The sequence below is a fragment of the Oxynema aestuarii AP17 genome (assembly GCF_012295525.1).
GTDB classification, from domain to species: Bacteria; Cyanobacteriota; Cyanobacteriia; order Cyanobacteriales; family Laspinemataceae; genus Oxynema; species Oxynema aestuarii.
In genome coordinates this window covers 3,788,750-3,813,918 of the sequence record NZ_CP051167.1, presented here as the reverse complement: position 1 = coordinate 3,813,918, position 25,169 = coordinate 3,788,750, and the positions used below count along the sequence as shown (strand labels likewise).

The 25,169-nt window shown below is 54.0% G+C and carries 13 protein-coding genes; 2 read left to right on the top strand and 11 right to left on the bottom strand.

Translation table 11 applies throughout. The features are described from left to right. Window positions 1–58: 58 nt before the first annotated feature. The 6 genes from HCG48_RS26120 to HCG48_RS15440 all read right to left on the bottom strand — a co-directional run bounded on the left by HCG48_RS26120 (window position 59) and on the right by HCG48_RS15440 (window position 12,782). Entirely contained in the window at window positions 59–2,335 is a 2,277-nt protein-coding gene (locus tag HCG48_RS26120; RefSeq protein WP_168569958.1) for a CHASE2 domain-containing protein, read from the bottom strand. Between the two features lie 16 nt (window positions 2,336–2,351). Beyond that, a complete protein-coding gene (locus HCG48_RS15460) occupies window positions 2,352–3,503 on the bottom strand; it encodes a DUF928 domain-containing protein (protein ID WP_168569957.1) in 1,152 nt (383 codons plus the stop codon). A 277-nt stretch (window positions 3,504–3,780) separates the two neighbouring features. Continuing rightward, window positions 3,781–6,465: a CHAT domain-containing protein gene (locus tag HCG48_RS15455; protein WP_168569956.1), complete on the bottom strand. Its 2,685-nt coding sequence runs from the start codon at window positions 6,463–6,465 to the stop codon at window positions 3,781–3,783. A gap of 134 nt (window positions 6,466–6,599) precedes the next feature. After that, entirely contained in the window at window positions 6,600–9,167 is a 2,568-nt protein-coding gene (locus HCG48_RS15450; protein ID WP_168569955.1) for a two-partner secretion domain-containing protein, read from the bottom strand. A 555-nt stretch (window positions 9,168–9,722) separates the two neighbouring features. Beyond that, window positions 9,723–10,760 carry a diguanylate cyclase domain-containing protein gene (locus HCG48_RS15445; RefSeq protein ID WP_168569954.1) on the bottom strand — a complete coding sequence of 346 codons (1,038 nt, stop codon included), beginning with the start codon at window positions 10,758–10,760 and terminating at the stop codon, window positions 9,723–9,725. Between the two features lie 90 nt (window positions 10,761–10,850). Beyond that, a complete protein-coding gene (locus HCG48_RS15440) occupies window positions 10,851–12,782 on the bottom strand; it encodes a hypothetical protein (RefSeq protein WP_168569953.1) in 1,932 nt (643 codons plus the stop codon). An 893-nt stretch (window positions 12,783–13,675) separates the two neighbouring features. On the opposite strand from HCG48_RS15440, the gene HCG48_RS15435 reads away from it, so the two are divergent. Beyond that, a complete protein-coding gene (locus HCG48_RS15435) occupies window positions 13,676–15,514 on the top strand; it encodes a PAS domain-containing sensor histidine kinase (RefSeq protein ID WP_168569952.1) in 1,839 nt (612 codons plus the stop codon). A gap of 66 nt (window positions 15,515–15,580) precedes the next feature. Here HCG48_RS15435 and HCG48_RS15430 read toward each other — a convergent pair whose 3' ends face one another. The 3 genes from HCG48_RS15430 to HCG48_RS15420 form a co-directional block, all read right to left on the bottom strand. Further along, window positions 15,581–16,405: a sirohydrochlorin chelatase gene (locus HCG48_RS15430; RefSeq protein WP_246259572.1), complete on the bottom strand. Its 825-nt coding sequence runs from the start codon at window positions 16,403–16,405 to the stop codon at window positions 15,581–15,583. Between the two features lie 92 nt (window positions 16,406–16,497). Further along, complete coding sequence (locus tag HCG48_RS15425) at window positions 16,498–17,997, bottom strand: serine/threonine-protein kinase (RefSeq protein WP_210437048.1); 1,500 nt, start codon at window positions 17,995–17,997, stop codon at window positions 16,498–16,500. Between the two features lie 39 nt (window positions 17,998–18,036). After that, window positions 18,037–18,168, bottom strand: coding sequence for a DUF2934 domain-containing protein (locus tag HCG48_RS15420; protein ID WP_168569951.1), 132 nt, complete (start codon window positions 18,166–18,168; stop codon window positions 18,037–18,039). Between the two features lie 206 nt (window positions 18,169–18,374). Between HCG48_RS15420 and tnpB the strand changes: the two genes are divergently transcribed. Then, complete coding sequence (gene tnpB, locus HCG48_RS15415) at window positions 18,375–19,571, top strand: IS200/IS605 family element RNA-guided endonuclease TnpB (RefSeq protein ID WP_168569950.1); 1,197 nt, start codon at window positions 18,375–18,377, stop codon at window positions 19,569–19,571. Window positions 19,572–19,784: 213 nt separating this feature from the next. Here the strand turns inward: tnpB and HCG48_RS15410 are convergent, their stop codons facing one another. Together HCG48_RS15410 and HCG48_RS15405 are read right to left on the bottom strand one after the other, a co-directional pair. Continuing rightward, complete coding sequence (locus tag HCG48_RS15410; RefSeq protein WP_168569949.1) at window positions 19,785–21,686, bottom strand: ArsA family ATPase; 1,902 nt, start codon at window positions 21,684–21,686, stop codon at window positions 19,785–19,787. Between the two features lie 69 nt (window positions 21,687–21,755). Further along, on the bottom strand, window positions 21,756–25,166 hold the full coding sequence (locus HCG48_RS15405) for a LamG domain-containing protein (protein ID WP_168569948.1): 3,411 nt from the start codon (window positions 25,164–25,166) through the stop codon (window positions 21,756–21,758). Window positions 25,167–25,169 lie beyond the last annotated feature (3 nt).

Sequence of the window (25,169 nt, the reverse complement as noted above, 5' to 3'; positions counted from 1 at the left end):
AATCTAAAATCTAAACTCTAAAATCTAAAATCTCTTGCATGTCCAAAAGCATACCAGCCTATCCCGATGCGATCGCCGCGCGATCTCCGGGTTTTTTCGTTTGCGGCGATCGCGGAATTTCGATAATAAATTGGGCGCCGCCCCCCGGGGGCGAAAAACAGCTCAATTTGCCGCCGTGTTTTTCGACAATAATCTGATAGCCGATCGACAGTCCCAGCCCGGTTCCCGACCCGACGGGTTTGGTCGTAAAAAATGGGTCGAAGATCTTTTTAGCCACCGCCTCACTGATTCCCGGTCCGTTGTCGGTGATTTTCACCATCACCGCATCCGACCCGGACACGCTGGTGGTAATCCAAATCTTCAATCCGCGATGCTCCGTTCCTTCCTCCCCGTCGTGGTTGCCATTCTCAGACGGTGCGATCGCCTTCATTTTGCTTTCCACCAACGCATCGATCGCGTTGCTCAAAATATTCATAAAAACTTGATTGACTTGAGACGCATAACACGCTACTTTCGGCAAATTTCCATACTCTTTAATAATCTCGATCGCCTCTTTTTGCAATCGCGATTGTAAAATTAATAAACTAGAGTCAATTCCTTCATGAAGATCCACGGGTTTCATTTCCGACTCGTCCAATCGCGAGAAATTCCGCAATCCCGTCACGATCTTGCCAATCCGTTCGGCTCCCGATTTCATCGAAACGAGCAAATTAGGAAAATCTTCTAGAATAAAATCTAACTCCAAATCTTCGATTTCTTCTAGAATTTCTGGATCCGGTTCGGGATATTGTTTTTGATATAATCTGATTAAATATACTAGATCTTCTAAATAATCATTGGCATGGTCAATATTGGCATAAATAAAATTGACTGGATTGTTAATTTCGTGGGCAACTCCGGCCACGAGTTGTCCCAAACTTGACATTTTTTCAGTGTGAATCAGTTGAGCCTCAGTGGATTTCAAATTTTCTAAAGCATCTTTTAACTCTCGGGTTCGTTCTTCCACTTTGTCTTCGAGAGTGTGGGAATATTCTTCGAGTTTTTCATTGGCAGTTTCTAACTTTTCATTGGTAACTTTAAGTTGCCATTGATTGTAATAATTGAGGATTAAAATCGCCGAAAAAGTCGCCGCCAACAAGGGAGAAAAAACCGGAATGGCCCACCCGTGAATAAACGCGAGATAAGTGATGGTGACCAGAGCTCCCGTCGTCGGGAGCCAGCCCAAGACGATCGCGCGCAGGAAGAAGTAACGATGGGATTGGTGGCGTTCGAGAACCAGCCAGCAGGCGATCGCCGCCGTAAACGACCACAGGACAATCCACAAATAATTCAACGGTTTTGTCCACGCCCGCAACATCGGGCGACCGTCGAGAGCCGCCGCGATAATTTGACTGGCAAAATTGGCATGAATAACAACCCCGGGAGTTAACTCCGGCGTCCCTAAAATCGTATTGGTATAAGGAGTTTGAAAAATATCTTTTAAACTTTCCGCCGTAGCGCCAATGAAGACGAGGCGATCGCGCATCAAATCTTCAGGAATCCGGTTTTCTAACACATCCGTAAACGAAATATGCTCGAAACGATCGAGACCGCCGCGAAAATTAATTAAAATCTGATAGCCCCCAGTATCTTTGCCGACATAACCCCCTTCATTGCCGCGTAGGGGAACGAACAACGCCCGACCGAGACGATAAATATTATTCTCCGCGTCTACCGTTTCGAGTTCGAGACCGGACCGTTCCAGATACATCAGCGCCAATTTCGCCCCGAGTCCTTCGAGAAATTCGCCGCTTTCCGTCCCGATTAAAATCAAACCCCGTCGCACTTTCCCGTCCGCATCCAAAATCAAATCCGACGCCGCCACTTGTCCGGCATCTTTGAGGTTCGGCGGCGGCGCCACCGGGTTTCCCGCCACTTTTTGAATGCCGATTAAATTGGGGGTCGATTCGATCAGTTCGACCCATTCGTCGTGACCCGGTTCGACAGGTAAATCGCGATAGAGGTCGAGACCGATCGCCGTCGGATTTTGTGCCGCAATGTGACTCATGGCGCGGGTCAGAACCCGATCGCTCGCGGGCCACTGTCCGACCCGAGTAATATCTTCTTCGGAGATCGTGACAATGACGATCCGCGAGTCGAGTGCCTCTTGCGGACGCAACAGCACGAAACTGTCGAGAGTAGCCCATTCCAATAGCTGAAACACCCCGAGGAGGTTGCCGCCAATCGCGCTGGCGGCGACCACCGGGGCGAGGGTCAAGACTCCCCGCCATTGTTTGAGCCAAGGGCCGAACCCTTTCGGTAACTGTTCGATTCGGTCTCTCGCCTGCTGCCACATCTAGCTTTGAGGATAACTACAACCGATCGCTGAAAGGTTGAGAGGCGATCGCCTCCAAACCCACCTGTTCGAGCAAGTCGTGCCACTCCTCAACCCAGGTTGCCTCCTCCGGTTGAGCTTGTTTCGCCGCCGCCAACACCGACAGGGTATCGTACCAAATCCCCGACTCCGCGTAGGTCGTCGCCTGCTGCATGGGGTTGGCACTCACCCTGGCGTTTTCCGAACTCGGGGACTCCACCCGTTTGACCCATCCGGTCACTTTGTACGTATCGGGTCCGAGTGGTTCTCCCGGTTGAATCGGGGCAAAAAACCACACGTAGTCTTTGCCGATTTCCAATTCCGGTGCGTCTTCCGGTAAAGTCACGCTCACAATTCCTCCCCGCCCGGAAATTTCGACGACGGTTTGATAGTGATGGTTACGATATTGGTCTTGCAAGCTGAAAAACACTTGGCGCGCGTCGGTAGGCGGCACGTATACGAAGATAGTCGGACGCGCCGAAACCGTGCGTCCGTGTTGTGTAGACGGCAACAAGGGCTTGACCTCCGCCAAGGCTTCACTCCGAGTGCCGCCGGATACGCTGTTACTCGGGGCGCCTTCTCCCGGCGGCTCAAAGCCCACATTTCCGCGCGTCCCGCCGGAAGCGCTGTTACTTGGGGCGGCTTCTCCCGGCGCCTCAAAGCCCACATTTCCGCGCGTCCCGCCGGAAGCGCTGTTATTCGGAGCCGCATCGCCGGGAGCTTGGAAACCCACATTTCCGCGCGTCCCGCCGGAAGCGCTGTTATTCGGAGCCGCATCGCCGGGAGCTTGGAAACCCACATTTCCGCGCGTCCCGCCGGAAGCGCTGTTATTCGGAGCCGCATCGCCGGGAGCTTGGAAGTTGATATTCCCTCGGGTGCCGCCGCCGAGGGAGTTGGCAGGCGCCGCATCGCCGGGGGGTTTAAAATTAACCGTGCCGCGCGTGCCGCCTCCGGTGGTATCCAAAGGCGCCGCATCGCCGGGGGGTTGGAAGTTTAAGCTGATTTGCCCTCGGCTGGGAGCCGACCAGTCGCTGGGGGCGTGGCGATCGCCCGCCCGGGCGGCTTCGCTGGCGGCAGCGAGCCAGAGGAGACTACCCGCCACACTGAAAAGGAGTAAAGGGTAGGAAAAATACAGTTTCAATCGCTTCATAGCTCAATCCTTTGAAAGATATGTGAGAAAACGAACGGGGATTCGGGTCGATATAGCGGGATTTAAAAAATAAGCGAGCCGAGGGTTACTCGGTAACTGTTTTCACCGAAAATCCGGTTGAATATAATCTAACTCGTCCATATTCCCTCCCGCTATACAATCCGAACTGTTGGGTTAGAGCCCACCCGCAAGAGCCGGGGGATAGAGTGCGAATCCTTTGCCCCAAGCGGGTTTATTGTCAGTATTCCCCAGAACGATCGCCCTTACCCGATCGCCGTTACAACCAATTCCCGACTAAGACGAACGGCGCCCAAAAATAGGGATGGTTGTATTGCGGATCCTGAATCAGCCGCAATTGCGCCCGACGCAAGGCTTCAGCTTTACTGAGCTTGAGATCCTCGCGAGCGAGAAAGTCGTAGAAGTACCCCATTAACTCGGCAGTCGAGCGATCGCTGACGGACCACAAGGTCGCCAAGGTGCTGCGCGCCCCGGAACGCAAGGCAAATCCGGCCAATCCGAGGGTGGCGCGTTTGTCTCCCGACGCCGTTTGACAGGCACTGAGAACGAGCAGGTCGATCGGATAAAATTCGGCTTGCTCGCGATTTTCCAACAAGCGCTCGAACGCTTTAACGTCGATGCGATCGTTCCAAGTCAGCAAGAACGTCTCTTCCGGACGGGAACTGAATTGTCCGTGAGTGGCTAAATGGACGACGCGAAACGATTTGGCATTGACCCACTGTTGGAAATTCTCCCGGGTAAATTGGCGATCGAGCAAAACTTCCGATTTGAGATCGGATTCAATTTGTCGCACTTCCCGTTCCACTCCCGGCAACGCCGAAAATCCCTGTCGCGCTTCGGTCAGTCCGACGGCCAACACGTTCAAATCGCTGCGTTTGAGTCCTTCGGGAAACAGTTGCAATCCCGGGGAGAGCGCCACGCCGTAGCGCTCGACGAGATACTGCTGACCGTCGTAGAGTGCGCCCATCGGCACATTCCGAAACCAGCCGTCGAGAACGAAAACGAGGGTTTTAATCCCGGCGGCGTCGAGTTCGTCAACGGCGGGGCGGATCAGCCAGTCGTAAACTTGGCGCGACCATTGCAACCGCTCGTTCCCAGAATAGCCCAAGAATAAAGACATGTAGAGTTGTTGCAAGGTCTGCTCGACGCGATCGCGGCTCAAGGTTGTAGCGTAGTGGCTCAGGGGACGATTGGGAATCGAAACGATGACTTCGAGGCGATCTGCGAGCACGATCGGATAAATCGCCGCCGCTTCCGGGTCGATCCGGTCGATTTGGGTCGGTTTGGTCTCCAAGCAACTATCGCGGAAAAAGTTATCGAGTTCCGCCAGTTGCAATGCTTCCATCACTTCGCGCGCTCGCACGAGGTACTCTTGCGGGGCATCCGGTGCGAGTAACAAGCTGACAAACTCCCGATACAGGGGTTCGACGCTTTCTTGAAAATTAAATTGCACGTCGGTATTGACCGACACCAAATCGGCGCGCAGGGTTTGCAAGGTCTCGAACGCATCTTCATAGGCGGCGATCGCGCGATCGCGCCGTCCCTCTCGCACCCAGAGCCGTCCCAACTGCCACGCGGCGCGCGCTTCGATATCTTCCGCTTCCAGGGGATCGGCCAGGGTCAGGGCTTGTTCGGTCAGGTGACGGGCTTGTTCCAGTTGTCCGTTGCGTTCGTAGAGTTGCCCGAGTTGGTAACGGGCGTGGGCTTGGGCGCGTTCGTCTCCAATTTCCTGGGCTTGAGCGATCGCCGTGGCCAGCAGCTCGGCAATTTGGCTTCGCGCCGCCGTTTGGGGCTGCTGTTCGTCGATTTGGAGCCAATGGGCGGCGAGGTTGACCCGGGCGTAAATTGACGGGCGCGACGGACTCAAATTCGCCAATCGGCGCTCGATCTCCGGCACCAGGGCGATCGCCTCGGCCCAACGCTCTCCCCGAACGTTCAAATTTAATTCGTTGAGGCGAGCTTGTACGATACTCAACTCGTCCGGCGCTTGCTTCGCCGCTTCGCGATAGTAGGCCCGGGCGACCTCGTCGCGGTCTAAATCCCGGGCGATATTGCCGATTCCGAGCAGACTTTGACTGAGGGTAGCGCGATCGCCCAAGCGCTCCGCGATCGCCCAACTGTTTTCTAGAGCGGCTTTCGAGGCTTCCAATTCCCCGGTCATTTGCAGGGCGATCCCCAAACTGTGCAAGGCATCGGCCTTTAAGGACGAATCCGGTTGTCCTCGGACGCTCTCGACCAGTTCTTCCAAGCGCGCCCGAGCGCGGCGGTACTGCCCCAGGGCTTGCAAGGCTTGGGCTTGATTAATTTGACTGCCGATCGTTCCCGTTTGGTTTTCGGCGCGTTCGTAGGCGCTTTGCGCTTGACGCCAGGTTTCGAGGGCTTCCTCGGTTTGGCCCCGCGCCAGTTGCCAGTTGCCGAGGGTATTGAGCGCTTGAGCGAGAATCGCATTACCCCGGCGGTCGAGCTGGTTTTCGGCGCCCAGGACCTCCAAGCTGGTATCGATCGCCGATCGCGATCGCTCCCACGCTCCCAACTGCTGGTAAGCTACTCCCAAATAATTCTGACTCAGGGCCTGGTTGAGGCGATCGCCCCTCGCCGCATAATCGCGCGCCGCTCTTTCCCAAAGTTGGGTCGCCTCAAACACCCGTCCCGCATCGTAGAGGCGGCGTCCTGCTTGTAACGGATTGCTTTCTCCCTCGGCAGTGGGGAGCGCCACTGTTTCCGCAGGCTGCACCCCTCGGGCGTGCAACGGTCTGACTGCCGCCGGAAGGGCGATCGCCACGAGCAAGCCGCTCAACACGGCTAATCGAATAAAAGAACGAACCGATCGCGGTAGCGAACGCAGGCGATCGCTAGTTTTAACCTCCCGACAGGTCGGACGACGATCCCACAAGCCCGCGTTCCCCCGGGTGGAGCACAGGCAGTTGCTATTAAGTCGAAACATTTCTCTTTTTTTCGCTCCGATCTCGATCGGTTCGTCAACCTTAAAACTTTTTCAAAGTTTGATGGCAAATGTACCGATTTTTTACAAACTCTTTATTTTTTTGCGATCGATTAAATGCTCTCATTTTCCATCAATTAGAAACGGAAACTTTCTATTGTTAAATTACCACAGGTTTCGGGGCGATCGCCCGTTGCGAAGGGACTCCTATCTACCCGATCGACCAGTAAATGAACGGTTCCCGACCGATCTTTGACCCATCCTTTGGCTTCTTCTAAGCGATCGCCATCCGGTACCCGGATCCCTCGTGAGTGTCCCCGGGCGATCGTCGGGGAAGAGTCCGAGTGAAAAGAGGAGGAAGAATCGCTGAAATCTTGCAAATCTTGCCAGGGGCGATCGCTCGCTCCCACCGCGTCGGGACCGAACGGCAAACCGCCGCGTCCGGTCACGGTAAAGCGATTCTCCCCGGGGCTGCACCCGGTGACGAGACGATCGCGCGGCTCGACGATCCCCGTCGGTAAATCGACTAATTTCGACGGATCGTTTACTTCCGGATTGGCGAGGGTCACCGTTCCGGAAAGACCGAATTGAGAACTCGCCGTAATATCGCTTTGGGGCGTCGGTCGGTCGCGAAACTCGATCCCAAACAACCCCTGGGTATCGATCGCGATATTCCCCCCGCGTCCGGCGACCGCATTGGCGACAAGATCGCTATTGCCCAATGCGGCGATCGTTGGGGAGGACAGCCGCAGATTGCCCCCATTCCCCGTTCCCCCGGCACTCGTGGCGATCGTGCTACCCCCTTGCAGTTGCAACCTACCCGCGACGGCAATTTCGATATTGCCCCCTTCTCCGGAGGTCGTCGTCGCCGAGAGGGAACCGCGATCGCGCAATAGCAAGTTACCGACGACAATCTCTAATTGACCGCCATTACCCGTTCCGTCATTTTTGACATCGATGCGGGCGCCGTCGGTTACCCTCAACTCCGACGCACTCAGCCTCACCGTTCCCCCCGCTCCCGTGGGAAATTCCGGCACCGCCAACAGTTGCCGAGTGAAACTGTCGAGCCCAACGGCTCCGGATTCGATCGTCGTGGGCAAAATGCTTCCGGGCAGTTCGCCACTCAATTCGATCCGTTCGGCGACGGCGATCCTAATATTACCCGCGTCGCCACTGGCAAAGGTCGAAGAAGAAATACGCGCCCCTTCACTCAAACTCAACTGCGCCGTTTGAATCTCTACCGTTCCCGCATGACCTTCCCCAAAGGTAGAAGACCCGAGGATGCTCGGCTGGAAATTGTTGCGATCGAAACTATTGAAACCATGAATAGAGATTTTTTCAGAGGCATTGATTCGTAAAGCTCCTGAAGGGGCCAATCCCCTCGCTATGGAGGAAATCACGGCTCCATCAGACAAACTCAACCGAGGGGTCATCAAATCGATGGCTCCGGCGATTCCCATGTCCGCACTTATCGTCATCACCCGACTGGTTGCCAACGGGTTCAAGGGAGAGGTGCCAAACAAGTCGATCTGTTGCGAGGCTACGATCTCGATCGCCCCGCCACTCCCCGACCCGAAGCTAAAGCTCTCAATTTTACCGCCATCGACTAACTGCACGATCGGACTGGATAGGGAAATGTCGGCTCCGGAACCTGTAGCGAAGGTTTCGGCGATCGCCCCACTGCCGATGTTATCTCCGGCGGTAGATCCGGTCAGTTGGATCGCGTCGGTGGCGTGCAAGGCGATCGCCCCACTCGCCTCACTGCCTCGATTCTGAGCAAAAAATACCGAGCCGTCTTCCGCATTGAGCCGACGCGCCACGACTCGAATCGGCCCGGACGGCGCCCCACTGCTATCGACTAAGGCCCGCCGGGTTAAGGTGACATTTCCGTAGTCGGCGAGCGCCCCCGTGCCTAAATTCCAGCCCGTAGCATCGGGGTTGACGGCGATCGTCCCTCGGCGAAGGCTCGCGAATTCGATCGCCCCTCCCGACGATCGCACGATTCCCCCGGACAAGGCAATCTCACTCCCGACGAAGGCGAGCGATCGCGCCCTCAATCCCCCCTCGTTTGCCCCTACTTCGATCGCGGGGGACATCCCCGGTACGACCCGCGCGAGCTGGTGTCCGGAGCCGTCTATCTGGATGTTTCCGGACTCGACTCCCAGATTGAGCCCGATCGGCACGCTGACGGTCAATAACGGTCGCTCTCGCGGGTTGACGGCGTCGAAGCTCGTCCCGTCGGCAAACTCCAGCGATCGCGCCGTAGTCCCCAGGAAGGCGCCGCCAATCTCCAAGCGAGCGTTGGCCCCGAAATGAATCCCCGCCGGATTGATTAAAATTAAATGCGCGCTTCCGTTCGCCCGTAACATGCCGTCAATGTCAGACCGTTTCCCCCCGGTCACCCGGGTGACGATTTGGTTGACGGTTTCCGGGTTGCTAAAACTGGCTTCGCCGTTGGTCGGTATCGAAAATTCTGTGAAACTGTGAAATAAATTGCCGCCGCGTTGGGTTCCCCCTTCGATCTCGACGGCGCGATCGCCCGTAACGACCCGGGAAGGGTTCGGCAAGGTGCGATCGGGAATGATTTGAGCGGCTGTGGGTAGCACGCCGTAGCATACGCTGGCGGCGATCGCCCCGTCGAGGAGTAAAATCACTCGCCTCAGCGCCAGAGAGAGGAGAACATGGGCTTTGCTAAAAGTGAACATTGATTTAAACTGACTCGATTAATAAACAGGTCGAAGAGTCCGATCTTTTTGGAGTCGGGAACTCGGCCAAACATCCATCCATCGAACTACCGATCGCACCATCATTTTTTGACGGTCGAATGGCGCGATCGCCCGACCTTTCCCATACCGATAAGCCCTAGCAGTTCGAGGATCCAATCCGAAAATTTATCGATGGAATGTTGGCACGGCGATCGCCCCATCGAACGATAAAATCTGAACGACTAAAAAGGGAAGGCTTAAAATTCTCCCTTGAAATTGAATGAGGACAGAACTTTATGTTGTTTTTTGAGGATTGTTAATATTTTTCCAGATTGACCCGTTTCGGGATTTTTGTCAAGGCGTGAATAAAAATTTTATTAATTTGTAAAATATAGCAATCCTGAATAATTTTTCACCCAAACTGGGAGCATTTTGCTCCTCTTCACAAGGGGTTCACGTGGGCAACCCCGACTCAACGGATTGAGAAATACTATACTGATTTGACGATCGCCCCCCCCTTTAATGGTATTGAGCCGAAAAACAACTGAATCATAATTAGTCCCGGGGGCTGAGGTGAACTTGCTGAAAGATAATGCGATCGCGCCCCTGTTCTTTCGCCTCTTGTAAGGCATTTTCTGCCGCCTCGATCAGTTGTCGTTCTCGGGGTTCGTCGCGGTCGCGATCGCTCGATAACGCCGGACGGGGAATCACGCTAGCCACCCCAAAACTGACGGTGACCAAAGAACTCACCGGAGAGCGTTCGTGGGCGATCGCTAAATCCTTAATTCGTCGGCGCATTTCTTCGGCGACATCGGTAGCTCCTTTGCCATCGGTTTTTGGCAAAATGGCCGCAAAAGTATCGCCGCCATAACGGGCGACTAAATCCGCCGGACGTTTGACCGTCCCGGCGATCGCGCGGGCAATGTGTTGCAAGCATTCATCGCCCACCTCTACGCCGTAAACTTCGTTATAAAGTTGAAAGCAATCGATCGCCCCTAAAATTAAAGATAACGGTTCTAAATCCCGCGCCAAACGTCTCCATTCCCGATCCAAATACTCGTCAAAATAACGGCGATGGGGAATTTGAGTAGACGGGTCGATGACGAACAGTTCCAACTGTTCTTGAAGGTCCGTTAAAGCATCGTTGAGTTGTCGTTCCCGGCGGCGGAGATCGTCGAGTTGTCTGGCGGCCCAGCCGAGTGTGAGTAACTGATGGACGCGCCGTTCTAGAAGGACTGGGGAGATCGGCTGGCGGATGCACTCGCTGGCGCCGACGGCAAAAGCCCGCCGCACGGTTGCGTCGTCGTCGTCGGCGATCGCCATTAAAATTGGGGGACAGCGATCGCCTAACAATTGCTGTAACTGCTCGCAACAGGCGAACCCGTCGATTCCGGCGCCCTTCGCCGGAAGGACGATCGAATCCGGCGTCACCTGTCCGCACAGTTGTAAACATTGTGCGTCGGTGGCCGCTTCGACGGTCAAATAGCCCCGATTGTCGATCGGTTGGCGCAACTGCGCTCTCACTGCCTCGTCCTCGTGCACCAGGAGGACCGAGGGGGGATTGCTCTCGAAGTTGGGATGAATTCGGCTCATGTTTCGATCGCCTCCACCGCTTTGAAACTAGATCGCCCATTCGCTATTGGGGAGGAATTCTCCGCCCCTCCCATCCTATCCGATCGCTTCTTATTCGGCGATCGCCTTCCATTCGGGGCGGGCGTCGATCGCGCTTAACTGCCAGCGTCCCAAGGTCGGATGGTCGATTTCGAGCAGACCGCCATCGAGGGGAACGCGCAGGTAAGGGCTCTCCAACACGGGCCAGTCGTCGAGAACGCGATCGCGACCGTCGATTTGGGCGGCGGCGATCGCCCCGTAGCGGTTGTAGGTCATCTGCAAGGGTCGTCCGGCCAAATTTGTATAAATTAAAGTATGCTCGTCATTCCAGGCGCGATCGTCGATCTCGGTTTTTGCCAAAGCCCGGGTGAGGGCTTCCCAAGTCGGGTAATCCTTCACCCGGGCAACTTCGGTAATCCACGCGGTTCGTTCCCCTTCGGCGACGAAGGCGGCGTACTCGGGATCGGTTTCGGAGATCGAGGGGTTCCACCACAGGCGATCGCCCCAGGGACGGGTCACCAGCCAGACGTTCTCGATCTTCCAAATTTGCCATCCTTGCCAGGATCGGGGTTCGCCGTAGCGGCGGGGCAGCACTAGGTGAGACCGGGCGGGAACTCCGGCGGCGCGATCGGCGGCGTTGAGAACTTGCTGGTAGAGGACAGTACCGCGATCTTGTAGGTATTGGTCTGCAGGCGATCGCCCGGTGGCCATTGGGGTGTGGTAGGTTCCGGCGAGACTGACGACCGCGTTGTCGCCACCGTTGCGATCGCGAATGACGAGTTTGTAGGTCGCGTATTGGGCGCGGATCGTGCCTTCGACTTGATAGGAACGGGACGGTTCGAGTAACGTACCGAGGGTATAGTCTTCGGTGGCGTAAAAGTCCTCCCAAAGGTGGTTATCTTCGGAAGAACTGAAATAAGCCGGATGACTGGCGCGCAACTCGAAGGGGAGGGGAATTTCTTTGCGGGCGATCGCGCGCAAGTGCGGCGGCGGTCGATAGTCGCTCAGGGCGGGGAGTAAGGCGACGCGCAGGTGATTGTCGATCGCCTCTTCGACGTTGGCGTGCGGGTCGTCCTCGTCTCCCCACCACAGCCACGCGATCCAACTCAACCCACTGTCCCAGGTGCCGCGATCGAACTTGCGACTTTCGGCCCCTCCGGCGGTTCCCCAACTGAAGCGCACGGCCATATTCGCCGCATACCAATCTAACAGTGCGGTGGCGAGCGATCGCAGTTCCGGGGTCGGCGCGAAGTCGTAGAGATTGAGCACTCCGGCGATACTGTAGCCGTAATAGGTGGAGGAGTGAAATTCTCCTTGTCCGATCGTGAGAAATTTTTTGAGCTGCAATCGCAACCAACCTTCCTGGACGGCTTGAATGTGGGGCAAATCCGGGGGCCACTGACTGCCTTTGAGAAAGGCCAATCCGGAGGCGTATTGCATGAACAGATGATTTTCGGTGCCGCCTTCGAGCCATTCTTCGACGCGGGGTTTGACGGTCATGCTGCGATAGGACTCCCGCACGGCTGGCGGCATGGTTTCACGGTGGAGAAAAAAGAGGCGGATGTCGAAAATGCTGCGAAAGTGATAGAGGTCCGGGCGATCGCGCTCTAAGGTGAGAAGGGCTTCCCAAGGGGAAGGGCGATTCTCCTGGGCAGACTCTCCGCGACCGTAGAGATCGCTCAAGCTCAAACGGGCGACGATCGCCGGAAGGAGGTATTTGTGAGGGTCGCCGATCTGTTCCCGTCGCCACCAGCGATCGAGTTCGCTCAAATCGGCCCGGGCGAGTTTTTCCCGGATAGCTCGACTGCGACGCCGAAAGCCCGCTTCAGAGGGATCTTGCCACGGGAGTTCGGGACGGCGATCGAGGTCGATACTGCGATCGCGCAGCCCTTGCACGGTCTCGGTTTTTGTCCCGAGATCCCCTCGCGCGCCGGATCCGCAACCGCCAGAGGCGATCGCACTCAGTATTAGAGCCAGCAGTCCTAGGGTTTTCCAGATTCTCATCGATTTCTTTTGCGACTCCCGACTCCCGATCTACAATCTAAAATCTACAATCTAAAATCTACAATCTAAAATCCGATCGTGACGATTGTCATCAAGTGCTACTGCGATTGTTGTCGGTCTCGTGGGGGTCAAGCCCTCGTTTAAAGCGGTCTAAGGTTTAACCCCTTCTATTTTAGAATTTCACCGGAACCGGATCGGTTGGGGCGATCGCTTTTAGGCCATTTTCGAGAAAATCAGGATGAAATCGGGCAAAATGTTCGGGCTTTCTTATGTTTATCATAAATCTAGGCTGTCCGCAGATTTCAGGTAAAATGAAACGAATAAACCCAGGGCGAGCAACTAATTCGAGAAGCGCTTCGCGATCGCGTTTGAAACTTTTTCTAGAATATCGAAACACGATTTTTTCATTTAAACTAGAATGGGATCGGATCCCGGAGCGTTAAAGCACGGCGGCTGAGCGGAACCCCATCCAACCGGATCGTCCCTCTCGGGCGGTATCTCCCCCGGCAGAAGCCGTAGAGACGCCGCCGGGATCGTGCGCCAGCCATCGGGTCTACCGATTTGAGTTTAATGCAAAAATCGAACAAAACAAACGGGTAAACTTTGGCGATCGCCCGTTTGTTTGTCGTTGAAAACCCTTAGCGATCTCAACTGGACTCGATCCCCTGATTTATTCTACTTTTGGAGGAAAGAGAATTGAGATGACTGTTTGAGAAGTCAGGCAACATCGAGAATCATCTCATAAAAAATAAAGCTTATCGGTTAACTTAGAAAATAGCTTTTTGAAGAAATAGGCTCGAAGATTCACCCCCGTTTTTTTTCGATCGATCATGCAAAATTCTAACCCCAAAATCGACAAAAGCTCCGAACATCTTATCGGGTTCTCGGCGTCAGTGGAGTCCATTCAAGCCAATGCAGATTCCCGATGTAGCTGTCGCGAGCAATTCTGTCGCTTTGTCCGATCGCTGCCGATTCCCGCCGCCTTACTCGACGAGCAAATGAGTTATTTAGCGGTGTCTCGTTCCTGGACGAGAGATCTTTATCTTAGGGAATCCGGGGATGAGGGAGATCCCACGAGGGACGACGAGGAGGACTTGCCCGATTTCGGCGCGCAATGGCAGGAGATGTATAAATCTTGTCTCGAATCGGGGCAGGAACAATGCGAACTGATTCCCGACCCGCACGATGAAGAGACAACCGATTGGGTTCGCTGGCAAATGCAGCCTTGGTTCGACGAACGGGGAAACGTGAGAGGGGTAGTGGTCTATCGCGAGGTGTTGAATCCGGGGATGGGCGATCGCTGTGCCTTGCCGAGTTTCCGCGACAATGCCAACGCCGCCTATTCTTCCTTGTTACGTTTGTATAAAGAGTTGGACAAGCGCTTTCAAGAGCGCAATCGCCAACTGCAACAGACAAACAGCCGACTGCACGACGAAATCCGCGCCCACGAACAAGACCAGATCGCCTTACGGCGACACGCCCAAATGCTAGATCTGGCAAACGATACGATTATGATTCTCGATTTGAATTATCGCATCGTTTATTGGAACCACGGGGCCGAACGCTTGTATAAATGGACGCGCACCGAAGCCCTCTCTCAACCCGTTCACGACTTCTTGAAAACGGAATTTCCCTACCCTCCCGAACAGATTAAGCGCACTTTACTCGATCGCGGCTACTGGCAGGGGGAATTAGTTCACAGCAAACGCGATGGCAGCCGCATCGTCGTCGAAAGTCGCTGGACTTTGCAATACGACGACGACGGCAATCCGAGCGCTATTTTAGAAATTAATCACGATATCAGCGATCGCAAAGACGCCGAAGCCGCCTTGCGCGAATCCGAAGCTCGGTTGCGCGAAAAAAACCGACAGTTAAAACATACCTTGGAAGAGTTGAAAAATACCCAAGCTCAGTTAATTCAAACTGAGAAAATGTCGAGTTTGGGTCAACTCGTGGCCGGAGTCGCCCACGAAATTAACAATCCGGTTAATTTCATTTACGGCAATCTCAACCATACCAAACAATATATGGAAGATTTGCTCAAAACCATCGAACTCTATCAAAAATATTACCCGGAACCGATCGCAGAAATTGAAGAACTCGCCGATGATATCGACCTCTACTTTATTTTAAAAGATTTACCGAAAATGCTCGCTTCCATGCAAGTCGGCGCCGAGCGAATTCGCGAAATTGTCAGAAGTTTACGCAACTTTTCCCGTTCCGATCGCGCCGAATGCCAAGTGGTCGATCTCCATGAAGGAATTGAAAACACCTTACTGTTGTTAAAACATCGCTTCAAATCCAAAGGGAATTCGTGCAAGATCGAAATTATCAAAGAATACGGCAAATTGCCCCTGGTGGAATGCTACGCAGGACAAATGAACCAAGTATTTATGAATATTTTGGGCAACGCGATCGATGCCTTGGAAGAGTTAGCAGAATCCGACAGCGAACGGCATTCGTTTAAGATTTGGATTCGCACCCAAATGCTCGACGATAATCGAGTTGAAATTCGGATCGGCGATAATGCTGGCGGGATTGACGAGAAAACTAAAAATAAATTATTCGATCCGTTCTTCACCACGAAACCTCCCGGAAAAGGGACGGGATTGGGCTTGGCAATTAGCTATCAAATTGTCGTCGAAAGACACGGCGGACAACTCGAATGTATCTCGGAACAAGGGAAAGGAACGGAGTTTGTTATTTCCATTCCTCCCTATCCTCAAGATTAATAATTGAGCTTGAATGTAGAGACAAAGAAAAACAAAATCTGCACGACCGATCCAGTTTTTGAGTCCTTATGCGGCGCAGGTTGCCATCAACTCGAAAATGATTTGGGCGAGGCTGTCACTGTCTCCGAGAGGGTCGGCTAAATGGAACTGTAAATCGCTAAATTTGAGCGATAATTCGCCGATTAAATCGGCGATCGCCTCGGTCATGCCCCCGACGAATAAAAAATAAGGAAAAATGGCGATTTCGCGCGCGCCGCGATCGCTTCGCGACCCCTCCGGCAGATCGCGCAATTGGGCGATGGTTTCTTCTAAAGTCGGCGATACGGACCAATAAGCCGTAAAAACACCTAATTTTTTTCCGAGTTCTTCAACCTGTCGGTTGCCTCCTTCCCGACGACTGCCGTGGGATAAAAGAATCCATTGTCGAGAAGCAAAGCGGTCAATTTTTGCGGCTAATAAATGATACATGGAATCGAGACGAGAGCCGATCGCCGGGGTCATTTCGATCGCGAGGCGATCGCCGACAAGGGCGCGCGCTTTTTTAACTTGTTCGGGAATATCTTCGCGAACGTGAACTCCTTCTAAAAGAAACAGGGGAATGAGTTGAATCCGCCGATAACCCCGTGCGATCGCGCGATCGGCGAACTGACAAATTTGCTCGGATAAAGGTAAGGGATGTAATTCTAATTGAGCCGTTTCGATATAGGGTCGGCGATCGTTTTTCGCTAGATTGGGGGTAGAAGAATCGAGGGAGTCCGCGAGGCGATCGCGCAAGCGGTCGGCGAGGCGATCGATCGCCTGTCGCGGACGCGGATCGCGACTGCCATGCATGACTAAGAGATAGGCACGATCGAGGCAATGGAGAGGAATTGTTGGAACGATCGATGGCACGGATACCCTGAGATAAACTGCGGCTAAAATGACAAGCGATCGTCATTTTAGCCCATTTTAATTTTAGATGGAGATGCTTTTCTTCTTCTTTCCTACTCCCTACTCCCCACTTCCCATTCCCCACTTCCCATTCCCGGTTCCCACCCTCCTTCGCATCGATACCAGCGATCGCACAACGCACTTAAATGACGCCACCAATGGATCCCACTGGCCCAGGTGCGATAGGGCAGATGTCCGACCCGGGCCGTTCGCGAGAAATTGACCCCCGTGTAAGGACGCACGCTATTGTAACTTTGCCAACCGACGCGATCGCAGAATTTGCCGTAATCTTCGCCGAGGGTGTAGAAAATGCGCGCTTGTACGCTGAAGCCAAACCGTCCGCCACTGTATTTCAGCCAGAGGCGATCGAGGGTTTTTAAGTCGGGACAGGGGAATTTCTGCCAGTCGCTTGCGTCGAGATAGCCTAGGGGCGGTTTTCCGACGACTTGGCACAGTAACGCCCGGGTTTCGCGGTCGGCTTCTTGCCACTGTTGTTTGGCCAGTAGATCGCGTAAACGAGTATAGTCTACGCCGACGGCGGAATCGAGGCGATCGCCGTCGGTCGGCGGGGGCGCCCCGGTCAGCCATCGCCAAATGGCTTGGATGAGGGACGGTTTTCGGGGCGGGATGACTGGGGTGGAGACTGGAGGCGACGGGACGGGTCGAACTGTGGCGCGATCGAGATCGTGCAGGACTTCGGCGGCGGATGGATAGCGACGCTTGGGGGCATTTTGCAACAGTCGATCGAGGAGGGCGCCGAGGCGATCGCCCACGGGGTTTTGAGGAGGTAAAAACTGGCGCCAGATCCAGCGATCCTCGTCCGCATCGAACAGTTGGCGGGGGGAGACTCCGGTGAGTAATTCGATGCAGGTGACCCCCAAACTGTAGAGGTCGCTGGCGGGAACGACTTTGCCGCGTATTTGTTCCGGGGGCATATATTCCGGGGTACCGACAATCGTCCCCGTTTGCATGACGGTGACGGTGGAAATGGTTTTGGCAATGCCAAAATCGATTAACATCAGTTGACCGTCGCCGCGTCGAATCAGGTTGGCGGGTTTGAGGTCGCGGTGAATGATGTTGCGATCGTGAATAAAGCTTAAAACGGGTAACAGGTCGCGCAGGAGTTGGCAGATTTCGGCGGCTGAATAGAATTTTCGTTGCTGGAGTTCGCGATCGAGGGGCAAGCCTTCGATAAACTCTTGGACGAGATAGAGTTGTCGATCTTGCTCGAAATGGGCGAGTAATTGGGGAATTTGGGGATGAACGCCGAGGGTGTCGAGGCGGAGGGCTTCTCGTTCAAACAGTTCTACTGCTTTTTGGAGTTGGGCGGGATCGGCTTGGGGGAGGTAGAGTTGTTTGATGACGCATTGGGGTTGTGAGGGGCGTTGGCTGTCGATCGCCAGAAAGGTGCGTCCCATACCGCCTTGTCCCAGGGGGGCGATCGCCCGATAGCGATCTTGCAAATACAGGGGAGAACCGCAACACTGGCAGAGGATCGCCCCGTCTGGATTGCGATCGGGATCGGAACACCCGGGTTTGATACAATAAACCATTGGATCTTTTGGAGTTGAGCGTGAGAGGCGATCGCCCCATTATTGACGGCGTAGTTGCCGTTGGGCCTCGAACCAGCACTCATCGGCCTTGTCGTCGGGACAGCCCCAGCTTTGCCAAATATGATACGCTCTCGTGCGAAGATCTGCGTCACTCGGCGTGTAGGGAACCATGAAATAATCGCAGCTTTGACGCTGGAAGTTATAAGGAGCGATCGCAAAATAATCGACTCGTCCCCAATGTTCGGCAGTGAAGCGATAGCATTGCTCTTTAACAATGGGAGCAGGAATTCCCCGATTCTACCGAAGGTGAATCGTGGGATGAAAGCGACTCTTCGGCAAATCAGTTATAATCTTATCATCTGGCTATATCGGCGATAATGTTCAAGGCGTACAAATACCGCATCTATCCAACCCACGAGCAACAAGGGACTTTAGCCAAGAGCTTTGGTTGCTGTCGTTGGTATTGGAACTATGCGTTAAATTTGTGCCAAGAGACTTATCAATCGACCGGGAAAGGTCTATCAAGGGGTTATCTTCAGGGATTATTACCTGCCCTCAAAAAGGAACACCCTTGGCTTAAAGAAGATGTCTATTCCCAATGCTTGCAAGTCGTGGCGTTGAACTTATCGACCGCTTATCGAAACTTCTTTGAGAAACGGGCAAAATTACCCCGATTCAAATCCAAGCAGGGAAGGCAATCTATCAGTTATCCTCAAAATGTTAAGTTTGAGGGAAATTATATCAAACTGCCTAAAGTTGGGTTAGTGCGTTGTCGTCAGCATCGAAGTTTTGAGGGAAAAATCAAAACTGTAACCCTCTCCAAAAATCCAGATGGTAAATATTATGTTTCAGTTTTGGTGGAGGGTAGAGAAGAACCTCCCTTTCCCTCAACTGAAGGAAAAGCAATTGGCATTGATTTAGGGCTGACCGATTTTGCGATTACCAGTGAGGGGTCGAAATACAATAATCCCAAGCATTTTGATAAACACGCGCGCAACCTAAAAAGAAAACAGCAAAAACATGCTCGAAAAAGGAAAGGCAGCAACAACCGCAATAAATCGCGGGTAAAAGTTGCCAAGATTCACGCCAAAATAAGTCGCTGTCGTGAAGATTTTCTCCACAAGCTATCCCGTAAGATAGTGAACGAAAACCAAGTGATTGTGGTCGAGAATCTCAATGTTAAAGGCATGGTTCGCAATCACCAACTCGCCAAAGCGATTAGTGATGTCGGTTGGGGAATGTTTTGTACGATGTTGAAGTACAAGGCTGAATCAGAAGGAAAAGTTTATCTAGAAGTCGATCGATTTTTTCCTTCTTCTAAAACCTGCCATGTATGCCTCAATCAAATCAAAAGCCTGTCTCTTGATGTGAGGAGCTGGACTTGCGAACATTGCCAAACCTATCATGACAGGGATATCAATGCCGCCATCAATCTCAAAAATGAAGGCTTACGGATATTAGAGTTAGGAACTCGCTCTCCTGCCCTTGGAGGGGATGTAAGACGAGGTGGTAGAACTTCAGTTCTATCTAGCGCAGTCCCCAGTGAAGAGGGAAGCCGCTATTGTAATCTTTGATTCAATAGCGGTAGTTCACTCGGACAGTCTTCGCCGGGACAAAAGGTGATATCGAGCATTCGGGGTTGTACTCCATCTTGCGATCGACGATTGGTGAGGCTCAATCGAGTAGCATCACGCTCAGTTTGTAGAGAATTTTTTCACTCCCCCGAATATCCCTCTGTATCAATCGGCGTGCGATCGCCCCCGATGGATCTGCCCTCCAGCCCCTTTTTAAAACAACAATTTTGCCGCCCCTCGAACGCGGGCGATCGGTTCGACCGATCGCGGTAAAACCGGAAGCCGAATAATCTTTTGTTCTGGAAATAAATTAGCATTAATTTCCCCCAAATCGCTATAGCGATTGTGAACGAGATACCGTTGACAAACCCCCATCGTTTTTAACGATTCGCTCAAGCGTAAATGTTCGGACACGATCGCCGATCTCCCCTGGGTCACGCCGATAAACTCCGTATGACTCGGATCGGTTAATTTTTTCTGGGCTTTCACCACCTTTTGACGCAAGGTTCGCAACCGTCCCATCAACTCCACCCGACCCAAAACATTTTGATATTTCATCCATAGTTTAAAAATCCACGCCAACCAATCCGCCAACGCCGAAGGCATTTCTAAAAACCGCAGTAAATGACCCGTCGGTGCCGTATCTAAAATAATTAAATCCTGCCGATGTTCTTCTAATAAGTCGATCGTCGCAATCAGAGACAGCATTTCATCAATTCCCGGCAAGGCTTGCGCTACAATTTGCCGCCAAGCTTGCGGCGTATAAGCTAACTGTACCGCTCCCGCTTCCGTTGATTCGCCGCCGATCATCGCCGCCAATTCCCACAAATAATCAGTTCTAAATTGTTCGAGCATCATTTGGGCGTCGATTTCTTGACCGCTTAAATTCGGCAGAATTTCCCGGGCTTCGTGACCCATGTCTCGACCGAAAGCATCCCCCAAAGAATGAGCTGGATCGATGGAAATGATGCGAATGTTTTTGTCGGGATAGCGATTGGCTAAAGCCCAACCGATCGCCGCCGCTACAGTGGTTTTTCCGACCCCTCCTTTTCCGCCAATTAAAATGAGTTGGCGACCTTCAGCGATGAAATCGTCGAACTGAGGCGGGACGGGCTCGGGCCATTCCACGATCGCCTCGGGGGCGGTCGCCACGCCCTCGATCGGTCTAATTTGTGAAAACAGTGCATCTAAAGCATCCCCTCCCACGGGTTCGGACTGCCATTCGGGAATCGCGAACATCGTTTTGTTGGGGCTTAAATCGAGAAATTGGGCGAGTAATTGCTGCTGTTCGCTATAGCGATCGGGATCGAGTTCGTTTTCTGGGGCAATTTGATTGACAAACAATCCAGAAAAAGGAATTGAAAGTTGTTGCAAGCTTTCTACAAATCGGCGCGTTTCCAACCAGCTCATCGGTTCGGCGATCGCCACCACCGAGCAAGCGGTGAAGGTCGGATCTTGTAATAATTCTCGCCCGCGATTCAAGTCCGCTTTCATCTCCACTAGAAAGCGATCGATCTCGTCCGGGGTATAAGTTTTGCGAAAACTGTGGGCGATCGCGCGATGTTTTTCTTGGAATAATTCCAAAGAATTTAAAACAACATCTAAAAAGTCTTTAATCGCCAATAAATTTAACGTATGACCGGAAGGCGCCATATCGACGACGATGCGATCGGCTTCTCCTTCAGTTAATAACCGTTGGATTTCGAGCAGTCCCATAATTTCATCCAATCCGGGCCATTCTAAATCCCAAACGGGGGTTAAATCTTCTCCCTCAACAAAACTTCCCCGTTCGACCAAGATTTCTAAAAAATTGCCGTATTTTGCTTTAAATTCTGACAGTAATGTTTTCGCGCAGAGCGATCGTGCGCTCAAATTAGGCAAGTCGGCTAAAGCCGAACCCGTATCGCTGACTGGGGTTTGCAGCACGTCGGCGAGGGAATGAGCCGGATCGGTGGAAATTAATAAAATTTGTTCGTCGGGGAAGCATTTCGCCCAATCTCTGGCAAAAGCACAGGCGAGGGTGGTTTTGCCCACGCCCCCTTTGCCGCTCAACAAGACCAGGTGAATGTTATCGTAAAGTTCGATCGTTTCAAACAGTTTGGCAGTCGAATTCATCCGCCCTCCGGCTTCTCTTTTTCCAAGATTTTACCGTTTCGTTGAAAGGAGTTAAAACCCGGACTTCGTTCAAACAATCGGTAACTCAACTTCTTCCCAAGTTCCTCCGATCGCCTGAGCGAAGGCACTGCAAGCGGTGCGATCGCGCAACAGGACGCCACTGCCTTCATCTAAGGGCCAATAGGCGATTAATCCGTCTTCTTCCCCGGTCAACCGCGAGGACATTTCCGCTTCAATTTCTACTGCAGTTCTGGCACGATTCCAAATCCGAATGTCGCTCATTTGACCGTTAAAATAACCGCGCGGTTCTCCGTCTAAATGGCGACCGATATAAAGCGGGGTTCGATCCACAATTAAAGGCCCGTGGCTGGCTCCTTCGGCCATTAATTGACCGTCGATATAGGTTTTAGCCGTGGTTCCATCGTTGGTAATGGCGACGTGATGCCATTGGTTCCAGGCGATCGCCCCCGGCGGGGTGTCCGGGATGCCCGCGTCGGTGGTGGCGCCGTTGTGGAAGCGGTGGGCGATCGCGCCGTTATCGTGCAACCAAACATTAAAATTGCGTCCGGGTTTGCCGACGATTCCGGTTTCGGCTTCCTCGGGTTTGCCGTCGGCGTTGAGCCAGAGTTCGACGGTGTACGCCTCGACCTGCAAGCCGGGACAGTCGGGAACGGCGAGATAATCGTCGCGACCGTCAAAGCGTAAAACCCACTGGTTGAGGGCTTTTGCGGGGGCGATCGCACTGGCAATCGGGATGGGGAGCTGTTGCCAGGTGGCGCCGCACAATTCCCCGCGCGATCGCTGCGGTCCGCGATCGCCGATCGCCGTTCCCCGTCCTTCGTTCAACGGCCAATAATAGCTCAATCCCGGTTCGTTTCCTCGCAGGCGTCGGTGCAGGTCGGCCCTAATTTCGGCGTCGGTGCGCGGGACGCTCCAAAATCTCACATCGGCGAGTTGACCGCGAAAGAAGGTATCGAGGGTTTCGGAAATGGCGACTTTGCCCAAGTAATAAACCGATCCTTGGATATACACGCGCTCGGGCGCTCGGCGGCTGGCGAACGGCTCGCCGTTGCGATAAAAGCGGTATTCGCTGCCGTCTTTGACCCAGGTCAGATGCACCCAGCGATCGCCCGTTTCTAAGAAGTTACATAACAAATCGCTGCGATCGCTTTGACTCTCGGCGGCGCGAGCATGATATAACACGGTGCCGTCGTAGGGACAGAGGGACAAGCCGGGTTGGCACCGATCGCCGTAGCGACGATCGCCTAAAATGCCGTGCCAGGTTTCGTCATCGATCGCCGACGGTTTCAGCCAGAGGGCGATCGTAAACTGGCGATCGTCCTGGAAGGGGTTGTCGATGGCGATCGCGTCGTCTTCCCCGTCCAAACTGACCGCCGCTTGGATCTCGTCCTCGATCTCACCTCCGGCGTCCGGGGATGCGATTCTCCTGGGCAGGTGCTCTGAAAACGGGCCTTCGCTTTGCTGCCAGCTTGCCCCGATTATTTTGGCGTCGTTGGGCGGGTTGGCGCGATCGTCGGCGCGATCGCCGCCACCGTCATTTAACGGCCAATAATAGGCCAATCCCGGCTCGTTTCCGGTCAAGCGCCGCTCGCGATCGCCGCGAATTTCGGCCTCGCTGCGCGCGACGCTCCAGATGCGAATCTCGCTCATTTGGCCTTCAAAGTAGCCAATATTGGGCGGTTCGAGGGGTTGGCCGCCGCCGATTTTGCCGAACCAATAGGTTGTTTTTTCTGTATAAATTTTTTCTGGTGCGACTTGAGTGCGAACGAGTTCCCCGTCGCGATAGTATCTATATTCTTTCCCGTCTTTGACCCAGGTAATGTGAACCCATCGCTGTTCGAGTCCGTCAAAAAAGTTAGATAAAATGACTGCTTGGGGAGTCGCTGGGCGAACGGCGCTGCTATACGATAAGAGCGATTTAATTCGTTTGGCGATAAACAATTCCGGTTTTAACGCCGACGCCCACCAGCGTTTCCCCATCAGGTAGGAGTAGCCGGAACCGTCGAGGACGGGCTTGACCCACAGGGATATGGTGAAGTTCTCCGGATTGTCGAAGGGGTCGTCAATTTCGAGATAGTCGTCTTGTCCGTCGAAGCACAAGACTGTCTGCAAGGGCTTTTCGTCGCTGTCGTCTGCGGCGATCGCCAGATCGGATTCCCCCCAGGTTGCGCCGTAGATCGTAGCCGGGTTGTGGCGACGGGCGCGGTTGTGGGCGATCGCCCCACTGCCTTCGTCCAAGGGCCAGTAGTAGCACAATCCGGGTTCGTCACCGTGGGGCGGGCGAGTGACGCGCTCTCGAATTTGGTTGGGATTTAGGGCGATCGTCCAGATACTCAAATGGGCGATCGCGCCGCGAAAGAAGGTATCGTTGCCGCCGATGTTGTATAAAATCTGCGGATGGCCGTAAAAATTTTCCGGGGCGGCTTCCGTGGCGAACCGTTCGCCGTTACGATAAAAGCGGTATTCGCTGCCGTCTTTCACCCAGGCGATCTGAACCCAGCGATCGCCCGTGGGAAAGAAGCGATCGAGGCTTCCCGCGTGGCGATCGCTGCCGTCCGCACGAAAGGAATCGTAGTATAAACCCCGTTCCCTCGGGGCGATCCACAGTCCCGGCCCGTGGGGGGTGTCGTCCCCGGGTTCGTCCCCGGCTTCGCCGAAGAGGAGCCGCCAGCCATCGTCAAGCTGGGACGGTTTGACCCACAGGGACAGGGTAAAGGTGGTGTTGTTTTTAAACGGATAGGCGATTTCGAGGCGATCGTCGATGCCGTCGAAGGCTAATACGGACTGGAGGACGGCGGGGGGGCGTTCGCCGTCTAGTTCGGGAATAGAGGGCGATGCGGCGCTGTCCGTCGGTGGCGTCTCGGGGGTTCGAGATCGGCTCAAGGTCTCGACTTCGGTTTCGGCTAGGGCCCGTTTCCAGATCCGCACCCGAGCGATCCGACCGTGGAAAAAGCACGGATTGGCTCCGGCTTGGTGGGTGGCTCCTGCTCCGACATGGAGGGGATGGCGATCGTTGGGCTGAAAGTCCACGTCGTTGAGGCGGGCGGCGATCGCCCCGTTGACGTAAAATACTGCAGTTCGGGAGGCGCGATCGTAACTCCCGACTAAATGGGTCCAGGTCTTCGCCGGGGCCGTCGGTCCGGAGAGGGTCACCCAAGGCGCGTTTTTCTGACCGCCACCGAGCCAAAATTGCCAATGTCCGGAGGCACTGACGCAGAACAGATAGCCCCGTCTGCCTTCGGCGGCGGATCCGCTTACGGAGGTCAACAGCGCTCGATAGCCGAGTCCCCCGTGAAATTCTACCCAGATCTCGACGGTAAAACTGGCGGGATTGAAATCCTGAGAGTGATGGCGTTGGATCTCGTCACTACTGCCATTAAAGTAGACAATCCCCGGCGGCGTCGCCCCGAGGTCGATTGTTTTGGGTTCGGACCCGAGGGGAGGGGATTGGAAAACCATCGC